The organism is Pseudomonas sp. WHRI 8519, assembly GCF_040224055.2.
Taxonomy (GTDB): domain Bacteria; phylum Pseudomonadota; class Gammaproteobacteria; order Pseudomonadales; family Pseudomonadaceae; genus Aquipseudomonas; species Aquipseudomonas putida_X.
The window spans coordinates 4377725-4395223 of sequence record NZ_CP167996.1; the positions used below are offsets into that span (position 1 = coordinate 4377725).

Sequence of the window (17499 nt, forward strand, 5' to 3'; positions counted from 1 at the left end):
TCAGATGTTCTCCAGCTCGGACCACTCTTCCTCGGTCATCATCTTGTCCAGCTCGACCAGGATCAGCAGTTCGCCATTCTTGTTGCACACGCCCTGGATGAACTTGGCCGACTCTTCGTTCCCCACGTTCGGCGCGGTCTCGATCTCCGACTGACGCAGGTAGACCACCTCGGCCACGCTATCGACCAGGATGCCGACCACTTGCTTGTCAGCCTCGATGATGACGATACGGGTGTTGTCGGTCACCTCGGTAGGCATCAGGCCGAAGCGCTGGCGGGTGTCGATCACCGTCACGACATTGCCGCGCAGGTTGATGATCCCCAGCACGTAGCTCGGCGCACCCGGAACCGGGGCGATCTCGGTGTAGCGCAGGACTTCCTGCACCTGCATGACATTGATGCCGTAGGACTCGTTGTCCAGACGGAAGGTTACCCATTGCAGAATCGGATCTTCCGAACCTTGTGCAGACGACTTTTTCATTCCCCTAGCCCTCAAAATCCGCCAATGGCGGTGTGTTCGCAGTTATTTGTGTTTGGTATGCAGCTGCTTGACCGCGCCACTGGCGATCAGCTCGGCCAGTTCGGCCACGTCCAGCAGCGCACACATGTGTTCGATCACCGTGCCGGCCAGCCACGGTCGCTGACCACGCTGGCTGCGCCATTTGATCTCCGACGGGTCCAGGCGCAGGGAACGGCTGACCTGATGCACCGCCAGCCCCCATTCGTAGCCCTGAACGGAAATGACATAGTGCAAGCCCTGACGGAAATCGTCCCGGTAACGATCTGGCATGACCCAGCGCGCCGTGTCCAGCACCTTCAGGTTGCCCGCCTGGCAGGTGAGAATGCCAAGGAACCAGTCCGGCTGGCCGAACAGCGGCGTCAGTTCCTGGCCCTCCAGGCTGTAGATCGAGCCCAGGCACACTAGCGGCACTGCCAGCGTCAGCCCGGCGACGTCGAACAGCAGGCACTCGAAGGGCTCGGCCGCCCAGGCCGGGCGACCATCGACCGTGGCCGGTGGCACAGGCGCGCTCGGCGCGGGCAGGTTGACTTCAACCAACGGCGCGACGGGCTCGGGCGCCTGAACCTGGGTCAGTACTGGAATGGCGGCTTCGGCCACCACCTTGGCCTCGACCACCGCCACCACCGGCGCTTCGACCGGCAAGACAGTCGCAAGTACCCCGGCCTGCGGTTCGGCGAAAGGCCTTGCCGGGACGCTCACTGCAGGCTTCTGGGCCTGTGGCTGCGCGTCTCGGGCCTGTTCTTCGCGCACCGCCGCGGCAAATTCGTCCCTCGCAGCCGGCAGCTCGAGATTGGTTTCAGCCTCGGTGGCTTCCTGCAGCAGGCCGTCCAGGTAAGATTGCAAGGCCAGTTGCGGCCGCGTACCCGTCTTCACCGTCATGACGCCACCTGTACTGCAGCCTTGTAGGTGAGCAGGTGCTTGAGCAGCGCCCGGTAAGCGATCACGCCGCGGCTCTTGCCATCGAACTGTGACGGCGTGACGCCGTTGCGGCTGGCATCGCGCAGGCGCGTATCGACCGGAATGTAGCCCTGCCACACCTGATGTTCATAGGTATCACGCAATACTTTCAGCGTACCCAGCGAAGCCTGAGTCCGGCGGTCGAACAGGGTCGGCACGATCTGGTAGGGCAAGGCCTGCTTGCGCGAACGGTTGATCATGGCCAGCGTACCGATCATGCGCTCCAGGCCCTTGACCGCGAGAAACTCGGTCTGCACCGGGATCACCAGCTGCTGGCTGGCGGCCAGTGCGTTGACCATCAGCACCCCGAGCAGCGGGGGGCTGTCGATCAGGGCGAAGTCGAAATCCTGCCACAGTTGCGCCAGACTCTTGGCGATCACCAGGCCCAGCCCGCTCTGCCCCGGAGACTGCCGCTCCAGCACCGCCAATGCGGTACTCGAAGGCAGCAGCGAGATACGCTGGTCGCTGGTCGGCAGCAGCAGCTGCCCGGGCAAGCCATCCGGCACCTGGCCCTTGTGCAGGAACAGGTCGTAACAGCTGTGCTCCAGCGCATCGGGGTTGTGCCCGAAATAGCTGGTCATCGAACCATGCGGGTCAAGGTCGACGACGACCACGCGCTTGCCCGCCTCGGCCAGCAAACCGGCCAGGGCGATAGTGGTGGTGGTCTTGCCGACCCCGCCTTTCTGATTGGCTACTGCCCAGACTCTCATAGGACAACTCTTGATTCATGGAGGCCGCTGAACCCTGTGCGATCCGGCTTTGCAGCCGCCACAGGGTTCGCGGTGACAGAGAATTGACGAGTCACTGCCCCGCCGTCGCTGCTGGGGTTGCCGGTGCACTTTGTGTGCCAGCGCGGCGCAGGGCGGCGTCCGGGGTGGTATTGGCACTGCCGGAGCCCGTCAGGCTGCGGCGCACTTCAAGGTTGCGCGAGATCACCAGCACCACCCGGCGGTTTCGCGCCCGGCCCTCTGCAGTGTCATTGCTGGCCACAGGCTGATATTCGCCATAGCCCACCGAGGCCATGCGCGCCGGGTTGACGCCTTCCATCGCCAGCAGGCGGACAATGCTTGCCGCCCGCGCCGAAGACAGCTCCCAGTTGGTCGGGTATTGCGCGGTACGGATCGGCAGGTTGTCGGTAAAGCCCTCGACGTGCACCGGGTTGGCGAACGGTTTGAGGATGTGCGCCACCTTCTCGATGATGTCGAACGCCTGGTCGCTGGGCATGGCATCGCCACTGCCGAACAGCAGCGAGGAATTCAGCTCGATCTCCACCCACAGCTCGTTGGCGCGAATGGTCATCTGGTCGGAGCTGATCAGGTCACCGAAGGCATCGCGCACGTCTTCACTGATGGCTTTGAGCGGGTCGACGCTGGTCTGCGCAAGGCCTGCGTCGGTCTGCTCACTGTCCTTGATCAACGGCTCGGCCGGCCTGACGCTGAGCGGTTGCTCATCGCCGATAGGGATTGGCTTCATGCTCCGCTCAGGGTCGTTGAACACCCCGAGCAGCGCTTGCGAAATGACCTTGTACTTACCCTCGTTGATCGAGGAAATCGAGTACATGACCACGAAAAAGGCGAACAGCAAGGTAATGAAGTCGGCGTACGACACCAGCCATCGCTCGTGGTTTTCATGTTCTTCAGTATGGCGACGGCGACGCATAGGTTACTCCATGAAGCCTTGCAGCTTCAGTTCGATCGAACGCGGGTTCTCACCCTCGGCAATCGACAACAGGCCTTCTAGCAGCATTTCGCGGTAGCGCGACTGGCGCATGACGATGGCCTTGAGCTTGCTCGCGACCGGCAACAGAATCAGGTTGGCACTGGCCACGCCATAAATGGTGGCAACGAACGCCACGGCGATGCCGTTGCCCAGCTGAGACGGGTCGGCCAGGTTGCCCATCACGTGGATCAGGCCCATCACCGCACCGATGATGCCGATGGTCGGCGCGTAGCCGCCCATGCTTTCAAACACCTTGGCAGCCTGGATGTCGCGGCCTTCCTGGGTCAGGAAATCGACTTCGAGGATACTGCGAATGGCCTCGGGCTCGGCGCCGTCGACCAGCAACTGCAAGCCTTTGCGGGCATACGGGTCGGGCTCGCCATCGGCCACACCTTCCAGGCCAAGCAGGCCTTCCTTGCGTGCGGTCAGGCTCCAGTTCACCACCTTGTCGATGCCGCCAGCCAGATCGACCCGCGGCGGGAAGATGATCCAGCGCAAGATCTGTAAGGCACGCTTGAACGATGACAACGGTGACTGCAAAAGCGCCGCCGCCAGGGTACCGCCCAGTACGATCAGGGCTGCCGGGCCATTGAGCAGCGCGCCGACATGGCCACCTTCGAGGAAGTTGCCACCGACGATGGCGACGAAGGCCAGGATCAGTCCGATCAGGCTAAGGACATCCATTACACACACGCCTCGACCAGGTGCTTGCCAATCTCATCCAGGCTGTACACCGCATCGGCCAGGTTGGCTTTGACGATGGCCATGGGCATGCCGTAGATCACGCAACTGGCTTCATCCTGGGCCCACACAGTGCTGCCGCCCTGCTTGAGCAGGCGCGCGCCTTCACGGCCGTCGGCGCCCATGCCGGTCAGCACCACCGACAGCACCTTGTCACCGTACGACTTGGCTGCCGAACCGAAGGTGATGTCCACGCAGGGTTTGTAGTTCAAGCGCTCGTCACCGGGCAGGATCTTCACCGTGCCCCGGCCATCGATCATCATCTGCTTGCCACCGGGGGCAAGCAGGGCCAGGCCTGGGCGCAGCACGTCGCCGTCCTCGGCTTCCTTGACGCTGATCTTGCACAGCTTGTCCAGGCGCTCGGCAAACGCCTTGGTGAACGCCGCCGGCATGTGCTGGATGAGCACGATCGGAGCCGGGAACCCGGCAGGCAATTGCGTCAGTACCCGCTGCAGCGCGACCGGGCCACCGGTCGATGTGCCGATAGCCACCAGTTTGTAGGGCTTGCGCTTGGGCGCGGGCGAATGGCTTGACGCCGGTGCAGCCGCCGCTCGGGCAGGCGCCACGCTGCGTGTGGACGCCGTGCTGGCCAGGCTGCTGGCGGGGGCGTGCGCCACGCTGGCAGGTGCCGGCGCAGGCGCCGCTGCGGTGCTTGGGTAACCACCGAAACGACGGTTGCTGCGCGAAAGGGTGTGCACCTTCTCGCACAGCATCTGCTTGACCTTCTCCGGGTTGCGCGAGATGTCCTCGAAGTTCTTCGGCAGGTAATCCACCGCACCGGCATCCAGCGCGTCGAGGGTCACACGGGCGCCTTCGTGGGTCAGCGAGGAGAACATCAACACCGGTGTCGGGCAGCGCTGCATGATGTGCCGCACGGCGGTGATGCCATCCATCATGGGCATTTCGTAGTCCATGGTGATGACATCGGGCTTGAGCGCCAGCGCCTGGTCGATCGCTTCCCTACCGTTGGTCGCGGTACCGACGACCTGGATCGTCGGGTCCGCCGAGAGGATTTCCGAGACGCGGCGGCGGAAGAAACCCGAATCATCCACCACCAGGACCTTGACTGCCATAAACACTCCATTAGGTGGCGCAGCCCCGCAGGGCGCGCCACCGAAATCAAATACGCCGCGCCGCGTAACGCTTGAGCATGCTCGGTACGTCGAGGATCAGCGCAATGCGACCGTCACCGGTGATGGTGGCGCCGGACATGCCCGGGGTGCCCTGCAGCATCTTGCCCAGCGGCTTGATCACCACCTCTTCCTGGCCCACCAGTTGGTCGACCACGAAGCCGATGCGCTGGGTGCCCACAGAGAGGATCACCACATGGCCCTCGCGCTGCTCCTCGTGCACCTGGCCCTGGACCAGCCAGCGCTTGAGGTAGAACAGCGGCAGCGCCTTGTCGCGCACGATCACCACCTCCTGGCCGTCGACCACGTTGGTGCGCGACAGGTCCAGGTGGAAAATTTCGTTGACGTTGACCAGCGGGAAGGCGAACGCCTGGTTGCCCAGCATCACCATCAGGGTCGGCATGATCGCCAGGGTCAGCGGCACCTTGATGACGATCTTCGAACCCTGGCCTTTGGCCGAGAAGATGTTGATCGAGCCGTTGAGCTGGGAAATCTTGGTCTTGACCACGTCCATACCGACACCACGGCCGGACACATCGGAAATTTCCGTCTTGGTCGAGAAGCCTGGGGCGAAGATCAGGTTGTAGCAGTCCGACTCGCTCAGACGGTCGGCGGCGTCCTTGTCCATCAGGCCCTTTTCCACCGCCTTGGCGCGCAGAATGTTAGGGTCCATGCCTTTGCCGTCATCGGAGATCGACAGCAGGATGTGGTCACCCTCCTGCTCGGCCGACAACACCACGCGGCCGGTACGCGCCTTGCCCGACGCTTCACGCTCTTCAGGCATCTCCACACCGTGGTCAACCGCGTTGCGCACCAAGTGCACCAGGGGGTCGGCCAATGCCTCGACAAGGTTCTTGTCCAAGTCGGTCTCTTCACCGACCAGTTCCAGGTTGATCTCTTTCTTCAACTGGCGGGCCAGGTCGCGGACCAGGCGCGGGAAGCGGCCGAAGACTTTCTTGATCGGCTGCATACGCGTTTTCATCACCGCGGTCTGCAGGTCGGCAGTGACCACGTCCAGGTTCGACACGGCCTTGGACATGGCCTCGTCACCGCTGTTCAGGCCCAGGCGCACCAGGCGGTTACGCACCAGCACCAGTTCGCCGACCATGTTCATGATCTCGTCCAGGCGCGCCGTATCGACGCGCACGGTGGTTTCCGCTTCGCTCACCGCGTGCTTCTCGGCAGCAGGTGCAGGCGCGCGGGCCGGCGCGGCGGGCTTGGCCGCCGCAGCAGGTGCAGGTGCAGGTGCAGGTGCCGGCTTGGCCACAGGCTGGCTGTGCGCCTTGGCGGCCACAGGGGTGGCAACGGCGGCGGGCGCTTCGGCGGTGACCGCATCGCCGGTGAACTTGCCTTTGCCATGCAACTGATCGAGCAGTGCCTCGAACTCGTGCTCGCTGATTTCATCGCTGCTACCGGCAGCTGGCGCTTCGCTGGCCACCGGAGCCACGGCAGCAGGCAGCGCATCCGCCTGGAACGTGCCCTTGCCGTGCAGCTGATCGAGCAGCGACTCGAATTCTTCGTCAGTGATCTCGTCGCTGGCTGGCGCGCTGGCAGAAGCGGCCACAGGCTCTGTGGCAACGCCTTCGGCCGAGAACTGGCCCTTGCCGTGCAACTGGTCGAGCAACGATTCGAATTCGTCGTCGGTGATCTCGTCACCCGAACCGGACAGCGTTTCGCCTTGCAGCTGCTGTTCGGCAGCGGCTGCCTGGGCTTTGACCGCATCGAGCGAGTCGAGCAGCTGCTCGAATTCGGTGTCGGTGATGTCGGCCTCGGCGGCAGGTTCGGCCGGCGCAGGCGCAGCCTCGACCACCGGCGCAGCCGCTTCAGGGCCAGCCGGCTCGGCCAGGCGTGCCAGGGCCGCCAGCAACTCGGGCGTGGCCGGGGTGACTTCACTGCGCTCGCGCACCTGGCCAAACATGCTGTTGACCGTGTCCAGTGCTTCGAGCACCACGTCCATCAGTTCCGCGTCGACCCGGCGCTCACCTTTGCGCAGGATGTCGAACACGTTCTCGGCGATATGGCAGCACTCCACCAGCTCATTGAGCTGGAGGAAGCCGGCGCCCCCTTTTACAGTGTGGAAACCGCGAAAGATCGCATTGAGCAGGTCGGCATCATCGGGCCGGCTTTCCAGCTCGACCAGTTGCTCGGACAGTTGCTCAAGAATTTCGCCGGCTTCTACCAGGAAATCCTGAAGGATTTCTTCATCGGCGCCGAAGCTCATTAAACGTGCTCCTCAAAAACCCAGGCTGGACAGCAGATCATCGACATCGTCCTGACCGGACACGACGTCTTCACGCTTATCGGCATGAATCTGCGGACCTTCACCCCGAGCCGGATATTTTTCTTCATCTTTTTCCGCGCGCAGCTGTTGGTGGTCATGTTCGATACCGGCAAAACGGTCGACCTGACTGGCCATCAGCACGAGCTTGAGCAGATTGCTTTCGACTTCGGTCACAAGCGCAGTCACCCGCTTGATCACCTGGCCGGTCAGGTCCTGATAGTCCTGAGCCAGCAGAATGTCATTGAGGTGGCCGGATACCTTGCGGTTACCTTCAGCGCTGTGCGTCAGGAAACTGTCGACACGCTTGACCAACTCGCGAAATTCCGGCGCAGCGACTTCGCGGCGCATGAAACGCTGCCAGTCGACACTGAGGCTCTGCGCTTCAGCAGCCAGGTCGTTGAGCACGGGCGTGCTCTCCTCCACCAGGTCCATGGTGCGGTTGGCGGCGCCTTCAGTCAGCTTGACCACATAGGACAAGCGTTCGGTGGCATCGGTGATCTGCGAGACTTCCTCGGCCTGCGGCATGCGCGGGTCGATCTGGAAGCTGACGATCGCACTGTGCAGCTCGCGCGTGAGCTTGCCGACTTCCTGATACAAGCCGCGGTCGCGGGTCTGGTTGAGCTGATGAATCAGCTGCACCGCCTCGCCGAACCGGCCCCGTTCCAGGCTTTCGACCAGTTCCTGAGCATGCTTCTTCAGGGTTGACTCAAACTCCCCCAAAGACGTTTGTGTTGATTCCATGGCGCCCCCTGACTTTGTTCAGCCGTTGACGCGTTCGAAGATCTTCTCGATCTTTTCTTTGAGCACCTGGGCGGTGAACGGCTTGACCACATACCCATTCACACCGGCCTGAGCCGCTTCGATGATCTGGTCGCGCTTGGCTTCGGCCGTCACCATCAGTACCGGCATACCCTTCAGGCGCTCGTGGGCACGTACCTTGCGCAGCAAGTCGATACCGGACATGCCAGGCATGTTCCAGTCGGTCACCAGGAAGTCGTAATGGCCGCTTTCGAGCATCGGCAACGCCGTGGTGCCGTCGTCAGCTTCGTCGGTATTGGTGAAGCCCAGATCACGCAACAGGTTCTTGATGATCCGCCGCATCGTCGAAAAGTCGTCAACGATGAGGATTTTCATGTCTTTGTTCAATTAGACCTCCAAGCAGTCTCAAACGCGCTCGGCCCCGAGCGCGCATTCAATCAATTCGGTACAACGTGAAAACGACTGCAACGACCCCGGGCTCAACGCGCCCGCCATTCCCCAAGACGGCTGCGCAAACGCGCGGCGCACTGGCTGTGCAGCTGGCTGACACGCGATTCGCTGACCCCCAGTACCTCACCGATTTCCTTGAGGTTCAGCTCTTCGTCATAGTACAGCGCCAGTACCAGCCGCTCGCGCTCCGGCAGGTTGGCGATGGCATCGGTCAGGGCGGCCTGGAAGCGCTCGTCCTCCAGGTCGCGCGACGGCTCGACCTGGCCACTGGCGCCCTCCTCGTGCAGCCCTTCGTGCTCGCCGTCCTGCAACAGGTCGTCAAAGCTGAACAGGCGGCTACCCAGGGTATCGTTCAAAATCCCGTAGTAATCATCGAGACTCAACTTGAGTTCGGCCGCAACTTCATGATCTTTAGCGTCGCGGCCGGTTCTTGCTTCCACAGCGCGCATCGCATCGCTGACCATACGCGTGTTGCGGTGCACCGAACGCGGTGCCCAATCACCTTTGCGTACCTCGTCGAGCATGGCGCCGCGGATGCGGATGCCGGCGTAGGTTTCAAAGCTGGCGCCCTTGCTGGCGTCGTATTTGTTGGCGACCTCAAGCAAGCCGATCATGCCGGCCTGGATCAGGTCTTCCACCTGCACGTTGGCAGGCAGGCGCGCCAGCAGGTGGTAGGCAATGCGCTTGACCAGCGGCGCGTAGCGTTCAACCAGATCGTACTGGGCGTCTTTGGACGCCTTGCTGTACATCTTGAACCCGCTCGCACTCATAGGACCGGCCCTGCACTGGTTGGCTGCACCAGGCGTTCGACGAAGAACTCCAGATGCCCGCGCGGGTTGGCCGGCAGCGGCCAGCTGTCGACCTTCTGGGCAATGGCCTTGAAGGCCAGCGCACACTTGGAACGAGGGAAGGCTTCGTAGACTGCCCGCTGCTTCTGCACCGCCTTGCGCACACACTCGTCATACGGCACGGCGCCGACGTATTGCAGGGCAACGTCAAGGAAGCGATCAGTGACCTTGGTCAACTTGGCGAACAGGTTGCGCCCTTCCTGCGGGCTTTGCGCCATGTTGGCCAGCACGCGGAAACGGTTCATCCCGTAATCGCGATTGAGCAGCTTGATCAGCGCGTAGGCGTCGGTGATCGAGGTCGGCTCGTCGCACACCACCAGCAGCACTTCCTGGGCTGCACGCACGAAACTGACTACCGAGTCACCAATCCCCGCAGCGGTGTCTATCACCAGCACGTCGAGGTTGTCGCCGATCTCGCTGAAGGCCTGGATCAGCCCGGCATGCTGGGCCGGCGCCAGGTGCACCATGCTCTGGGTGCCGGAGGCCGCCGGCACGATGCGCACACCGCCCGGGCCCTGCAACAGCACGTCGCGCAGCTCGCAGCGCCCTTCAATGACATCGGCCAGGGTGTGTTTGGGGGTCAGGCCCAGCAACACGTCGACGTTGGCAAGGCCCAGGTCGGCGTCAAGCAGCATGACCCGGCGGCCGAGTTCGGCCAGTGCCAGGGACAGGTTCACTGAAACGTTAGTCTTGCCGACGCCACCTTTGCCACCGGTCACGGCGATCACCTGTACGGGATGCATGCTACCCATGTTCGTTGTTCACCTTGTCTCGCTTGGACCCAAGCCACACGTGGGGCATGACAGCGGTCCCCTTGGTGTAGGTATTTTGCATACGCTTGATCATCAACCCGCTCTCCTTGGGTTGTGATAGAGATCAGCGAACATGTCGGCCATGGCCTCTTCGCTGGGCTCATCCTGCAACTGCACATTGACCGCGCGGCTAACCAGTTGGTGCGCCCGCGGCAAGTGCAGGTCGTCAGGAATGCGCGGGCCATCGGTAAGATAGGCGACGGGCAGTTCATGACTGATGGCCAGGCTCAGCACATCGCCGAGGCTCGCCGTTTCATCGAGTTTGGTCAGGATGCAGCCGGCCAGGCCACAGCGCTTGTAGCTGTGGTAGGCGGCCGTCAGCACCTGCTTCTGGCTGGTGGTGGCCAGCACCAGGTAATTCTTCGCAGCGATGCCGCGGCTGGCCAGGCTTTCCAGCTGCATGCGCAGGGCCGGGTCGCTGGCCTGCAGGCCGGCGGTATCGATCAGCACCACGCGCTTGCGCAGCAGCGGCTCCAACGCCTGGGCCAGCGACTGGCCGGGGTCTACATAAGTCACCGGCACGTTGAGGATACGCCCCAGGGTCTTGAGCTGCTCCTGGGCACCAATGCGGAAACTGTCCATGCTGACCAGGGCCACGTTCTGCGGGCCGTACTTGAGGACATAGCGCGCCGCCAGCTTGGCCAGCGTGGTGGTCTTGCCCATACCGGCAGGGCCGACCATGGCGATCACGCCACCCTCTTCGATCGGCTCGATCTCCGGCACTTCGATCATGCGTGCCAGGTGCGCCAGCAGCATGCGCCAGGCCTGGCGTGGCTCTTCGATTTCGGCGATCAGGTCCAGCAGCTCGCGGGCGATCGGCCCGGACAGGCCGATGCGCTGCAGCCGGCGCCAGAGGTTGGCCTGCGCCGGTTTGCTGCCTTGCAGCTGGTTCCAGGCCAGCGAGCCGAGCTGCACTTCCAGCAGCTCGCGCAGGCCCGACAGCTCAGAGCGCATCGCATCGAACAAGCGCGGGTCGACCGCTGCCGGCGCAGCAGGTGCTGCAGGGGCCGGCACGTCCACATGCGGTTCGATCAAGGGCTGCGAGGCGGTCAGCGACTGCCCGGCGAACAATTGGCGGCTGCCTTCGCTGGCATCACTGCGGTTGTCCAGCTCAGCCTGGGCAGTGGCGATGCGCGTCTGGGTCTTGCGCAGCTCTTGCTCGAGCTCGGCATTGGGCACGCGCGGGGCCAACGCGGACAGTTTGTAGTCCAGCGCGGCCGTCAGTTCGACACCGCCAGCGATGCGCCGGTTACCGATGATGGCGGCGTCGGAGCCCAGCTCATCACGGACCAGCTTCATGGCCTGGCGCATATCGGCGGCGAAAAAACGCTTAACTTGCATAACCCACTACCTCAGCCGTTGGGGCCCACGGTGGCAACGATGGTGACTTGCTTGTTATCCGGTATTTCCTGATACGCCAGAACATGCAAATTCGGTACAGCCAGGCGGCCGAAGCGCGACAGCATGGCACGGATCGGGCCGGCCACCAGAAGGATGGCCGGCTGGCCCTGCATCTCCTGACGCTGGGCCGCTTCAATCAACGAACGCTGCAGCTTTTCGGCCATGCTCGGCTCCAGAAGAACACCGTCTTCCTGACCTTGCCCGGCCCTTTGCAGACTATTGAGCAAAATCTGTTCCAACCTTGGCTCAAGCGTGATCACAGGCAGCTCGGACTCAACGCCGACAATGCTTTGCACGATGGCGCGACACAATCCGACGCGCACTGCCGCCACCAGCGCGGCGGTATCTTGACTCTTACCCGCATTATTGGCGATGGCCTCGGCAATGCTGCGGATGTCACGCACCGGCACCTGCTCGGCGAGCAATGCCTGCAGGACCTTGAGCAGGCCCGACAAGGAAATGACACCCGGCACCAGTTCCTCTGCAAGTTTAGGCGAAGCCTTGCCCAGCACCTGCAGCAATTGCTGCACTTCCTCGTGACCGATCAGTTCGTGGCAATGCTTCTGCAGGATCTGGTTGAGGTGCGTGGCCACCACGGTACTGGCGTCGACCACGGTGTAGCCCAGCGACTGCGCCTGGGCACGCTGGCCGATATCGATCCACACCGCTTCCAGGCCGAAGGCCGGGTCACGCGCGGCGATGCCGTTGAGGGTACCGAAGACCTGCCCAGGGTTGATGGCAAGCTCGCGGTCCGGGTAGATCTCGGCCTCGGCCAGAATCACGCCCATCAGCGTCAGGCGATAGGCGCTGGGCTGCAGGTCGAGGTTGTCGCGGATGTGCACGGTGGGCATGAGGAAGCCCAGGTCCTGGGAGAGCTTTTTGCGCACGCCCTTGATCCGAGCCAGCAGTTGCCCACCCTGGTTGCGATCGACCAGCGGGATCAGGCGGTAGCCGACTTCCAGGCCGATCATGTCGATCGGCGTCACGTCATCCCAGCCAAGCTCCTTGGTTTCCATCGCCCGTTGCGGCGACGGCAGCAGGTCCTGCTGGCGCTGCGCCTCTTGCTGCGCGGCGACCTTGGCCTTCTGCTGCTTCTTCCACACCAGGTAGGCACCACCGCCGGCCACCAGCCCAAGGCTGAGGAAAGCGAAGTGCGGCATGCCTGGCACCAGGCCCATGACGATCATCAAGCCTGCCGATACCGCCAGCGCTTTGGGCGAATCGAACATTTGCCGGTTGATCAGCTTGCCCATGTCCTCGGAGCCGGAAGCACGGGTCACCATGATCGCGGCAGCGGTGGACAGCAGCAGTGATGGCAATTGCGCCACCAAACCGTCACCAATGGTCAGCAGCGCATAGACCTTGCCGGCCTCGCTGAAGGACATGTTGTACTGGAGCATGCCAATGAGCATGCCGCCGATGAGGTTGATGAACAGGATCAGCAGGCCGGCGATGGCGTCACCGCGCACGAATTTGCTGGCACCGTCCATCGAACCGTAGAACTCGGCCTCCTGGGCGACTTCGGCGCGTCGCGCCTTGGCCTGGGCCTGATCGATGAGGCCGGCATTGAGGTCGGCGTCGATTGCCATTTGCTTGCCGGGCATGGCGTCCAGCGTGAAACGCGCGCTCACTTCAGAGATGCGCCCGGCACCTTTGGTGACCACCACGAAGTTGATGATCATGAGGATGGCGAACACCACTGCACCGACGACGTAGTTGCCGCCGATCACCACGTCACCGAAAGCCTGGATCACTTGGCCCGCAGCGCCATGGCCCTCCTGGCCGTGGAGCATGACCACACGCGTGGAGGCGACGTTCAAGGCCAGCCGCAACAGCGTCGCCACCAGCAAAATGGTGGGGAACGCGGCAAAGTCGAGCGGCCGCAAGGCATACACGCAGACCAGCAGGACCACGATCGACAGGGCGATGTTGAAGGTGAAGAACACGTCGAGCAGGAACGGCGGTATCGGCAACATCATCATTGCCAACATCACCAGCAGCAACAGCGGCACACCCAGGTTGCCCCGGCCCAGGCCGGCCAGGTTGTGGCGTGCGTTGTTGATTAACTGACTGCGATCCACCGAGAGCCCTCTTCAAGCAAAACTTTGACGCCCCAGGGGCGCTTGGGCGTGGCTCTGCAAGAAGCTTTCCAACTTTGACCTGGCCCACGCGAAACGTGAACCAGCCGAGCCCAATTGCGTTGGCTGGCGGCTCATCAGCGGGCAATCAACAAGAGCAACAATACCTCCTACCCCACCCGCTTCAACGGCAATGACGCAATGCTTCACTCTTGAAAATCTACAGAGAGGCTGCCCAATGGAAAACTCACACCGATATGCTCATGCAAAAAGCGTGGTTTCTATACCGACGCACGAGGCAAATGCCAGCTATAAAGCCTCGAACATCAGCCAATGACTCGATTGGTAGCCCTAGTGAGTCTGTGGTACCTTCGCCAGCGTTTTGACTGCATCGCTTGACCCGGAGCATATGGTGGCAAACTCTCTCGATAGCTTTATCGTTCCTGACAAACATCGCCATAAAACCGCGATGGATTATGTAGTCGAGTCGCTACGCCAAGGCATACTTTCTGGCGCAATAGCCGAAGGCACGGCTTTGCGGCAAGAAGAGCTAGCCTCAAAATTCGGCTTGAGCCGAATGCCGGTAAGGGACGCCATAAGGCAATTGGAGGCCGAAGGACTTGTTACCTACGAAGTCCATAAAGGCGCATCTGTCGCGATCATGACGATTGAAGATATTGTCGAGATCTATGACATGCGGATCATGGCAGAATGCACAGCCCTGGACTTTGGTTTTGCCAACATTGTAGAGAATGATCTGGCGCAGATGTATGACCTCGTGTCTACAATGGAGCATGCAACATACCCGCACCAGCTTAGCGAACTTAACGAAAATTTTCATCACCTTCTGTATTCAAAAGCCAATCGCCCCAGGTTACTTGCGTTGATTAAGTCCCTTCATGACTCGGTGGATCGCCATCTTCGTTTTTTGTTGACAAATCTCGATTACCACAAGAAATCGCAACAAGACCACAAACGCATTGTGAACGCGTGCGCTCAGGGTGATCGCGAAGCCGCCAAGCAATATTTGGCCGAGCACCTTGCCGAGGGCCGAGATTCGATCGTTACGTTTCTTGAGACACGGCGACGACAGGACGTGCCGTAATACGGTCCTTCGATGCCGACGAGAGCGCATATTCCACTAGCGCTCCTACTAGCTTCACAGGGGGATAACCTGAGCACTCAAACATTTTCGGGTACATACTGGAACTTGTAAATCCAGGTAACGTGTTGACCTCATTGAGAATAATTGAACCACCCTCTGTCAAGAAAAAATCCACCCTGGCGTACCCCTTCAGATCAAGGCATCTGAATGCTTGAACGGATAATGCCTGAATGCGCTCGACAATGTCCGGCGGCAGTAGGCATGGCACACGAAGATCTGCTCCGCTGTTGCAATCATATTTCGCCTGATAATCGTAATATCCGTGCCCTTCTTTTTTGAGTATTTCACCCACTACCGAGGCCATCAAACCTCCCTCAAGTTCGAGCACTCCACACTCTATCTCTCTTCCACAGATTTCCGCCTCCACCAGCACCTTTGTGTCCTGACACGCTGCAATAGCAAATGCCTCAGCATATTCCAAGGCATTGGATACCTTAGAAACACCAATCGATGACCCCGAATTGGCGGGCTTGACGAAGAGCGTGCTGCTACCCAAGCACTCAACCAGCTCTTCCCACGGGCGCATGAAATTCATGGCCCTCCAAGGCCCCACAACCAGCCCAGAAGACTGGACCATCGTCTTCGTAACGTCCTTATCCATGGACATTGCTGAACCCAGCACCCCGGAGCCCACACAAGGCAAACTGCACATCGCTGCCAAGCCTTGAATCGTTCCATCCTCCCCCCACCGACCATGCAGTGCCGGAAAGAGCAGATCGATCGCAATCTCCACCGTGTCGCTCCCATGAGTTGTGTATGAGAGCGAAGGATGACCTGGACGTATCGAAATCAAAGGCGCCGACAGATCAACCTCGCCTGGAAACTGGCCAGGCTCCCCCTGATATCTCCAGTTGCCCTCACGATCTATCCCAACACAGTGCACACGCTGACCGAGGGCCATCAGCGCCGCGTGAATCGTAGAGGCGGAGCGGAGCGCCACTGAGTGCTCTGAGCTCCTCCCCCCAAAAACCAGTGCGATCACATTTTGTTTCATATCGAGAGACCTCAGCCTGGAAATTTTGGCTACTGTATCCAATATCCAAAAACAATAACAACGGCATTTGCCGATCTCCAGGAAAGGAAGACCATGGCTTTACAGATCACCAAAGGGGGGAGCCGGGGCGAGCGTTCTTGCGTGCGGCTGCAAATCAGGCAGGGCCTTGAACCAGCACTGACCCTGTCAGCCTATTTAACGCATGCCGCTGCGCGGCAAGCCTTGCGCAAGAAAGCAAAGGCGCTTGGGCAAACAGCAATTGGGGGGGACCTGACAAAAAGTTGAGAGAATACTTTTTGCTTATGCAATCAATGGATGAACTTGGAACGTTGCCTACACTGCTGACGTGAGACTAAGAAAACATTGCCTCACCGGGGGCTGCAGTGTGGTAGGTGATCTTTTCCGGTGGGCATCTATCAATCACGCGGTTAAGATTAAGCGCCGCGCAGGCGGCGTTTGATCTCGACACGTTCAAACACACAATGGCGCACCGTCTCCGCCATCAGCTATCACGCCGCAAATCCGGCGGTATCGGCAAATCTTCCTTCAATGGCTCCGGCCGTTTGCCCTTGCCGGACCGGTACTGGCGGATCTGGAACACATACGCCAGCACCTGCGCCACCGCCAGGTACAACCCTGCGGGGATCTCCTGTTCGATTTCGGTGGAGTAGTAGATCGCACGCGCCAGCGCAGGCGACTCGAGAATCTGCACCTTGTGCTCGACCCCGATCTCGCGGATTTTCAAGGCAATGAAATCCGTACCTTTGGCCAGCAGCAACGGCGCCACCCCACCCTTCTCCGGGTCATACTGCAGCGCCACGGCATAATGGGTCGGGTTGGTGATGATCACATCCGCATCGGGCACGGCAGCCATCATCCGCCGCTGCGATACCTCGCGCTGCAACTGGCGAATCCGCTGTTTGACCTCAGGCTTTCCTTCGCTGTCCTTGTACTCGTCCTTGACCTCCTGCTTGGTCATCTTCAGCTTCTTGTGCGTCTGCCAAAGCTGGAACGGCACGTCTGCCGCAGCCACCAGCAATAACCCGGCCGACATCCACAATGCACTCCACCCCACCACCTGAACGCTATGAATGATCGCCTGGTCCAGCGGCTCGTTGGCGATCGCCAGCAACGCCTGGCGGTCGTTGGCCAGCACCACCAACGCCACCACAAGGATGACGACGAACTTGGCAACGGCCTTGAGCAGCTCGGTCAGGGCATTCATCGAGAACATGCGCTTGATCCCCGACAGCGGGTTCATGCGGCTGAATTTTGGCTGCAGCAGGCTGCCGGAGAACAGGAAACCGCCCAGCGCGATGGGCGCAATGAAGGCCACCACGAACAGCAGGATCAGCACCGGTTGCACTGCCCAGATCGCCATCTTGCCCGAGGCCAGCAAGAAGGCGCCCATGGCACCCTCGTCGACGATCACTTCACGGGTCAGGCTGAAGTTGAGGCGCATCATCTCCAGCAGCGTCTCGGCCAGGTGCCCGCCGAACGCCAGCAGCCCACCCGCGCCCCCCAGGGTCACCGCCACGGTGTTCAACTCCTTGGAACGGGCGATCTCACCTTTTTCGCGCGCGTCGCGCTTGCGTTTGTCGGTGGGGTCTTCTGTCTTGTCCTGACCACTCTCGCTCTCAGCCAT

Annotated in this window: 17 protein-coding genes; 2 read left to right on the top strand and 15 right to left on the bottom strand. The window is 61.2% G+C overall.

From position 1 onward, the window contains the following. The 13 genes from ABRP30_RS19890 to flhA form a co-directional block, all read right to left on the bottom strand. On the bottom strand, positions 1–480 hold the full coding sequence (locus tag ABRP30_RS19890; RefSeq protein WP_003254393.1) for a chemotaxis protein CheW: 480 nt from the start codon (positions 478–480) through the stop codon (positions 1–3). Between the two features lie 42 nt (positions 481–522). Then, on the bottom strand, positions 523–1398 hold the full coding sequence (locus tag ABRP30_RS19895) for a CheW domain-containing protein (RefSeq protein ID WP_267817672.1): 876 nt from the start codon (positions 1396–1398) through the stop codon (positions 523–525). After that, positions 1395–2186, bottom strand: coding sequence for a ParA family protein (locus ABRP30_RS19900; protein WP_241804560.1), 792 nt, complete (start codon positions 2184–2186; stop codon positions 1395–1397). The genes ABRP30_RS19895 and ABRP30_RS19900 overlap by 4 nt, the downstream gene beginning before the upstream one ends. 91 nt (positions 2187–2277) lie before the next feature. Continuing rightward, positions 2278–3135: a flagellar motor protein MotD gene (gene motD, locus ABRP30_RS19905; RefSeq protein WP_241804561.1), complete on the bottom strand. Its 858-nt coding sequence runs from the start codon at positions 3133–3135 to the stop codon at positions 2278–2280. Positions 3136–3138: 3 nt separating this feature from the next. Continuing rightward, positions 3139–3879 (bottom strand): flagellar motor protein, encoded by a 741-nt coding sequence (locus tag ABRP30_RS19910; protein ID WP_241804562.1) that lies wholly within the window; start codon positions 3877–3879, stop codon positions 3139–3141. Beyond that, a complete protein-coding gene (locus ABRP30_RS19915) occupies positions 3879–5009 on the bottom strand; it encodes a chemotaxis response regulator protein-glutamate methylesterase (RefSeq protein WP_267817677.1) in 1131 nt (376 codons plus the stop codon). The genes ABRP30_RS19910 and ABRP30_RS19915 overlap by 1 nt, the downstream gene beginning before the upstream one ends. Positions 5010–5055: 46 nt before the next feature. Then, complete coding sequence (locus ABRP30_RS19920) at positions 5056–7287, bottom strand: chemotaxis protein CheA (RefSeq protein WP_267817679.1); 2232 nt, start codon at positions 7285–7287, stop codon at positions 5056–5058. Positions 7288–7299: 12 nt separating this feature from the next. Next, the gene (locus ABRP30_RS19925; RefSeq protein ID WP_267817681.1) at positions 7300–8088 is read right to left on the bottom strand and encodes a protein phosphatase CheZ; all 789 of its coding nucleotides are present in this window, start codon (positions 8086–8088) and stop codon (positions 7300–7302) included. Between the two features lie 18 nt (positions 8089–8106). Beyond that, complete coding sequence (locus ABRP30_RS19930; protein WP_133328372.1) at positions 8107–8481, bottom strand: chemotaxis response regulator CheY; 375 nt, start codon at positions 8479–8481, stop codon at positions 8107–8109. Positions 8482–8585: 104 nt separating this feature from the next. Then, entirely contained in the window at positions 8586–9326 is a 741-nt protein-coding gene (fliA, locus tag ABRP30_RS19935) for an RNA polymerase sigma factor FliA (protein WP_012315498.1), read from the bottom strand. Then, positions 9323–10156, bottom strand: a complete 834-nt coding sequence (gene fleN / locus ABRP30_RS19940) for a flagellar synthesis regulator FleN (protein ID WP_011534890.1) — start codon at positions 10154–10156, stop codon at positions 9323–9325. The genes fliA and fleN overlap by 4 nt, the downstream gene beginning before the upstream one ends. A gap of 93 nt (positions 10157–10249) precedes the next feature. Next, positions 10250–11557 carry a flagellar biosynthesis protein FlhF gene (gene flhF / locus ABRP30_RS19945; RefSeq protein ID WP_349976156.1) on the bottom strand — a complete coding sequence of 436 codons (1308 nt, stop codon included), beginning with the start codon at positions 11555–11557 and terminating at the stop codon, positions 10250–10252. An 11-nt stretch (positions 11558–11568) separates the two neighbouring features. After that, entirely contained in the window at positions 11569–13698 is a 2130-nt protein-coding gene (gene flhA, locus ABRP30_RS19950) for a flagellar biosynthesis protein FlhA (RefSeq protein ID WP_267817687.1), read from the bottom strand. Positions 13699–14104: 406 nt separating this feature from the next. Between flhA and ABRP30_RS19955 the strand changes: the two genes are divergently transcribed. Further along, positions 14105–14800 carry a GntR family transcriptional regulator gene (locus tag ABRP30_RS19955; protein WP_349976172.1) on the top strand — a complete coding sequence of 232 codons (696 nt, stop codon included), beginning with the start codon at positions 14105–14107 and terminating at the stop codon, positions 14798–14800. Here the strand turns inward: ABRP30_RS19955 and ABRP30_RS19960 are convergent. Further along, on the bottom strand, positions 14760–15854 hold the full coding sequence (locus tag ABRP30_RS19960; RefSeq protein ID WP_267817689.1) for a D-alanine--D-alanine ligase family protein: 1095 nt from the start codon (positions 15852–15854) through the stop codon (positions 14760–14762). The genes ABRP30_RS19955 and ABRP30_RS19960 overlap by 41 nt on opposite strands. Before the next feature lie 93 nt (positions 15855–15947). On the opposite strand from ABRP30_RS19960, the gene ABRP30_RS19965 reads away from it, so the two are divergent. Next, complete coding sequence (locus ABRP30_RS19965; protein WP_267817692.1) at positions 15948–16139, top strand: hypothetical protein; 192 nt, start codon at positions 15948–15950, stop codon at positions 16137–16139. Between the two features lie 217 nt (positions 16140–16356). Here ABRP30_RS19965 and flhB read toward each other — a convergent pair whose 3' ends face one another. Then, positions 16357–17499, bottom strand: a complete 1143-nt coding sequence (gene flhB / locus ABRP30_RS19970; protein WP_267817694.1) for a flagellar biosynthesis protein FlhB — start codon at positions 17497–17499, stop codon at positions 16357–16359.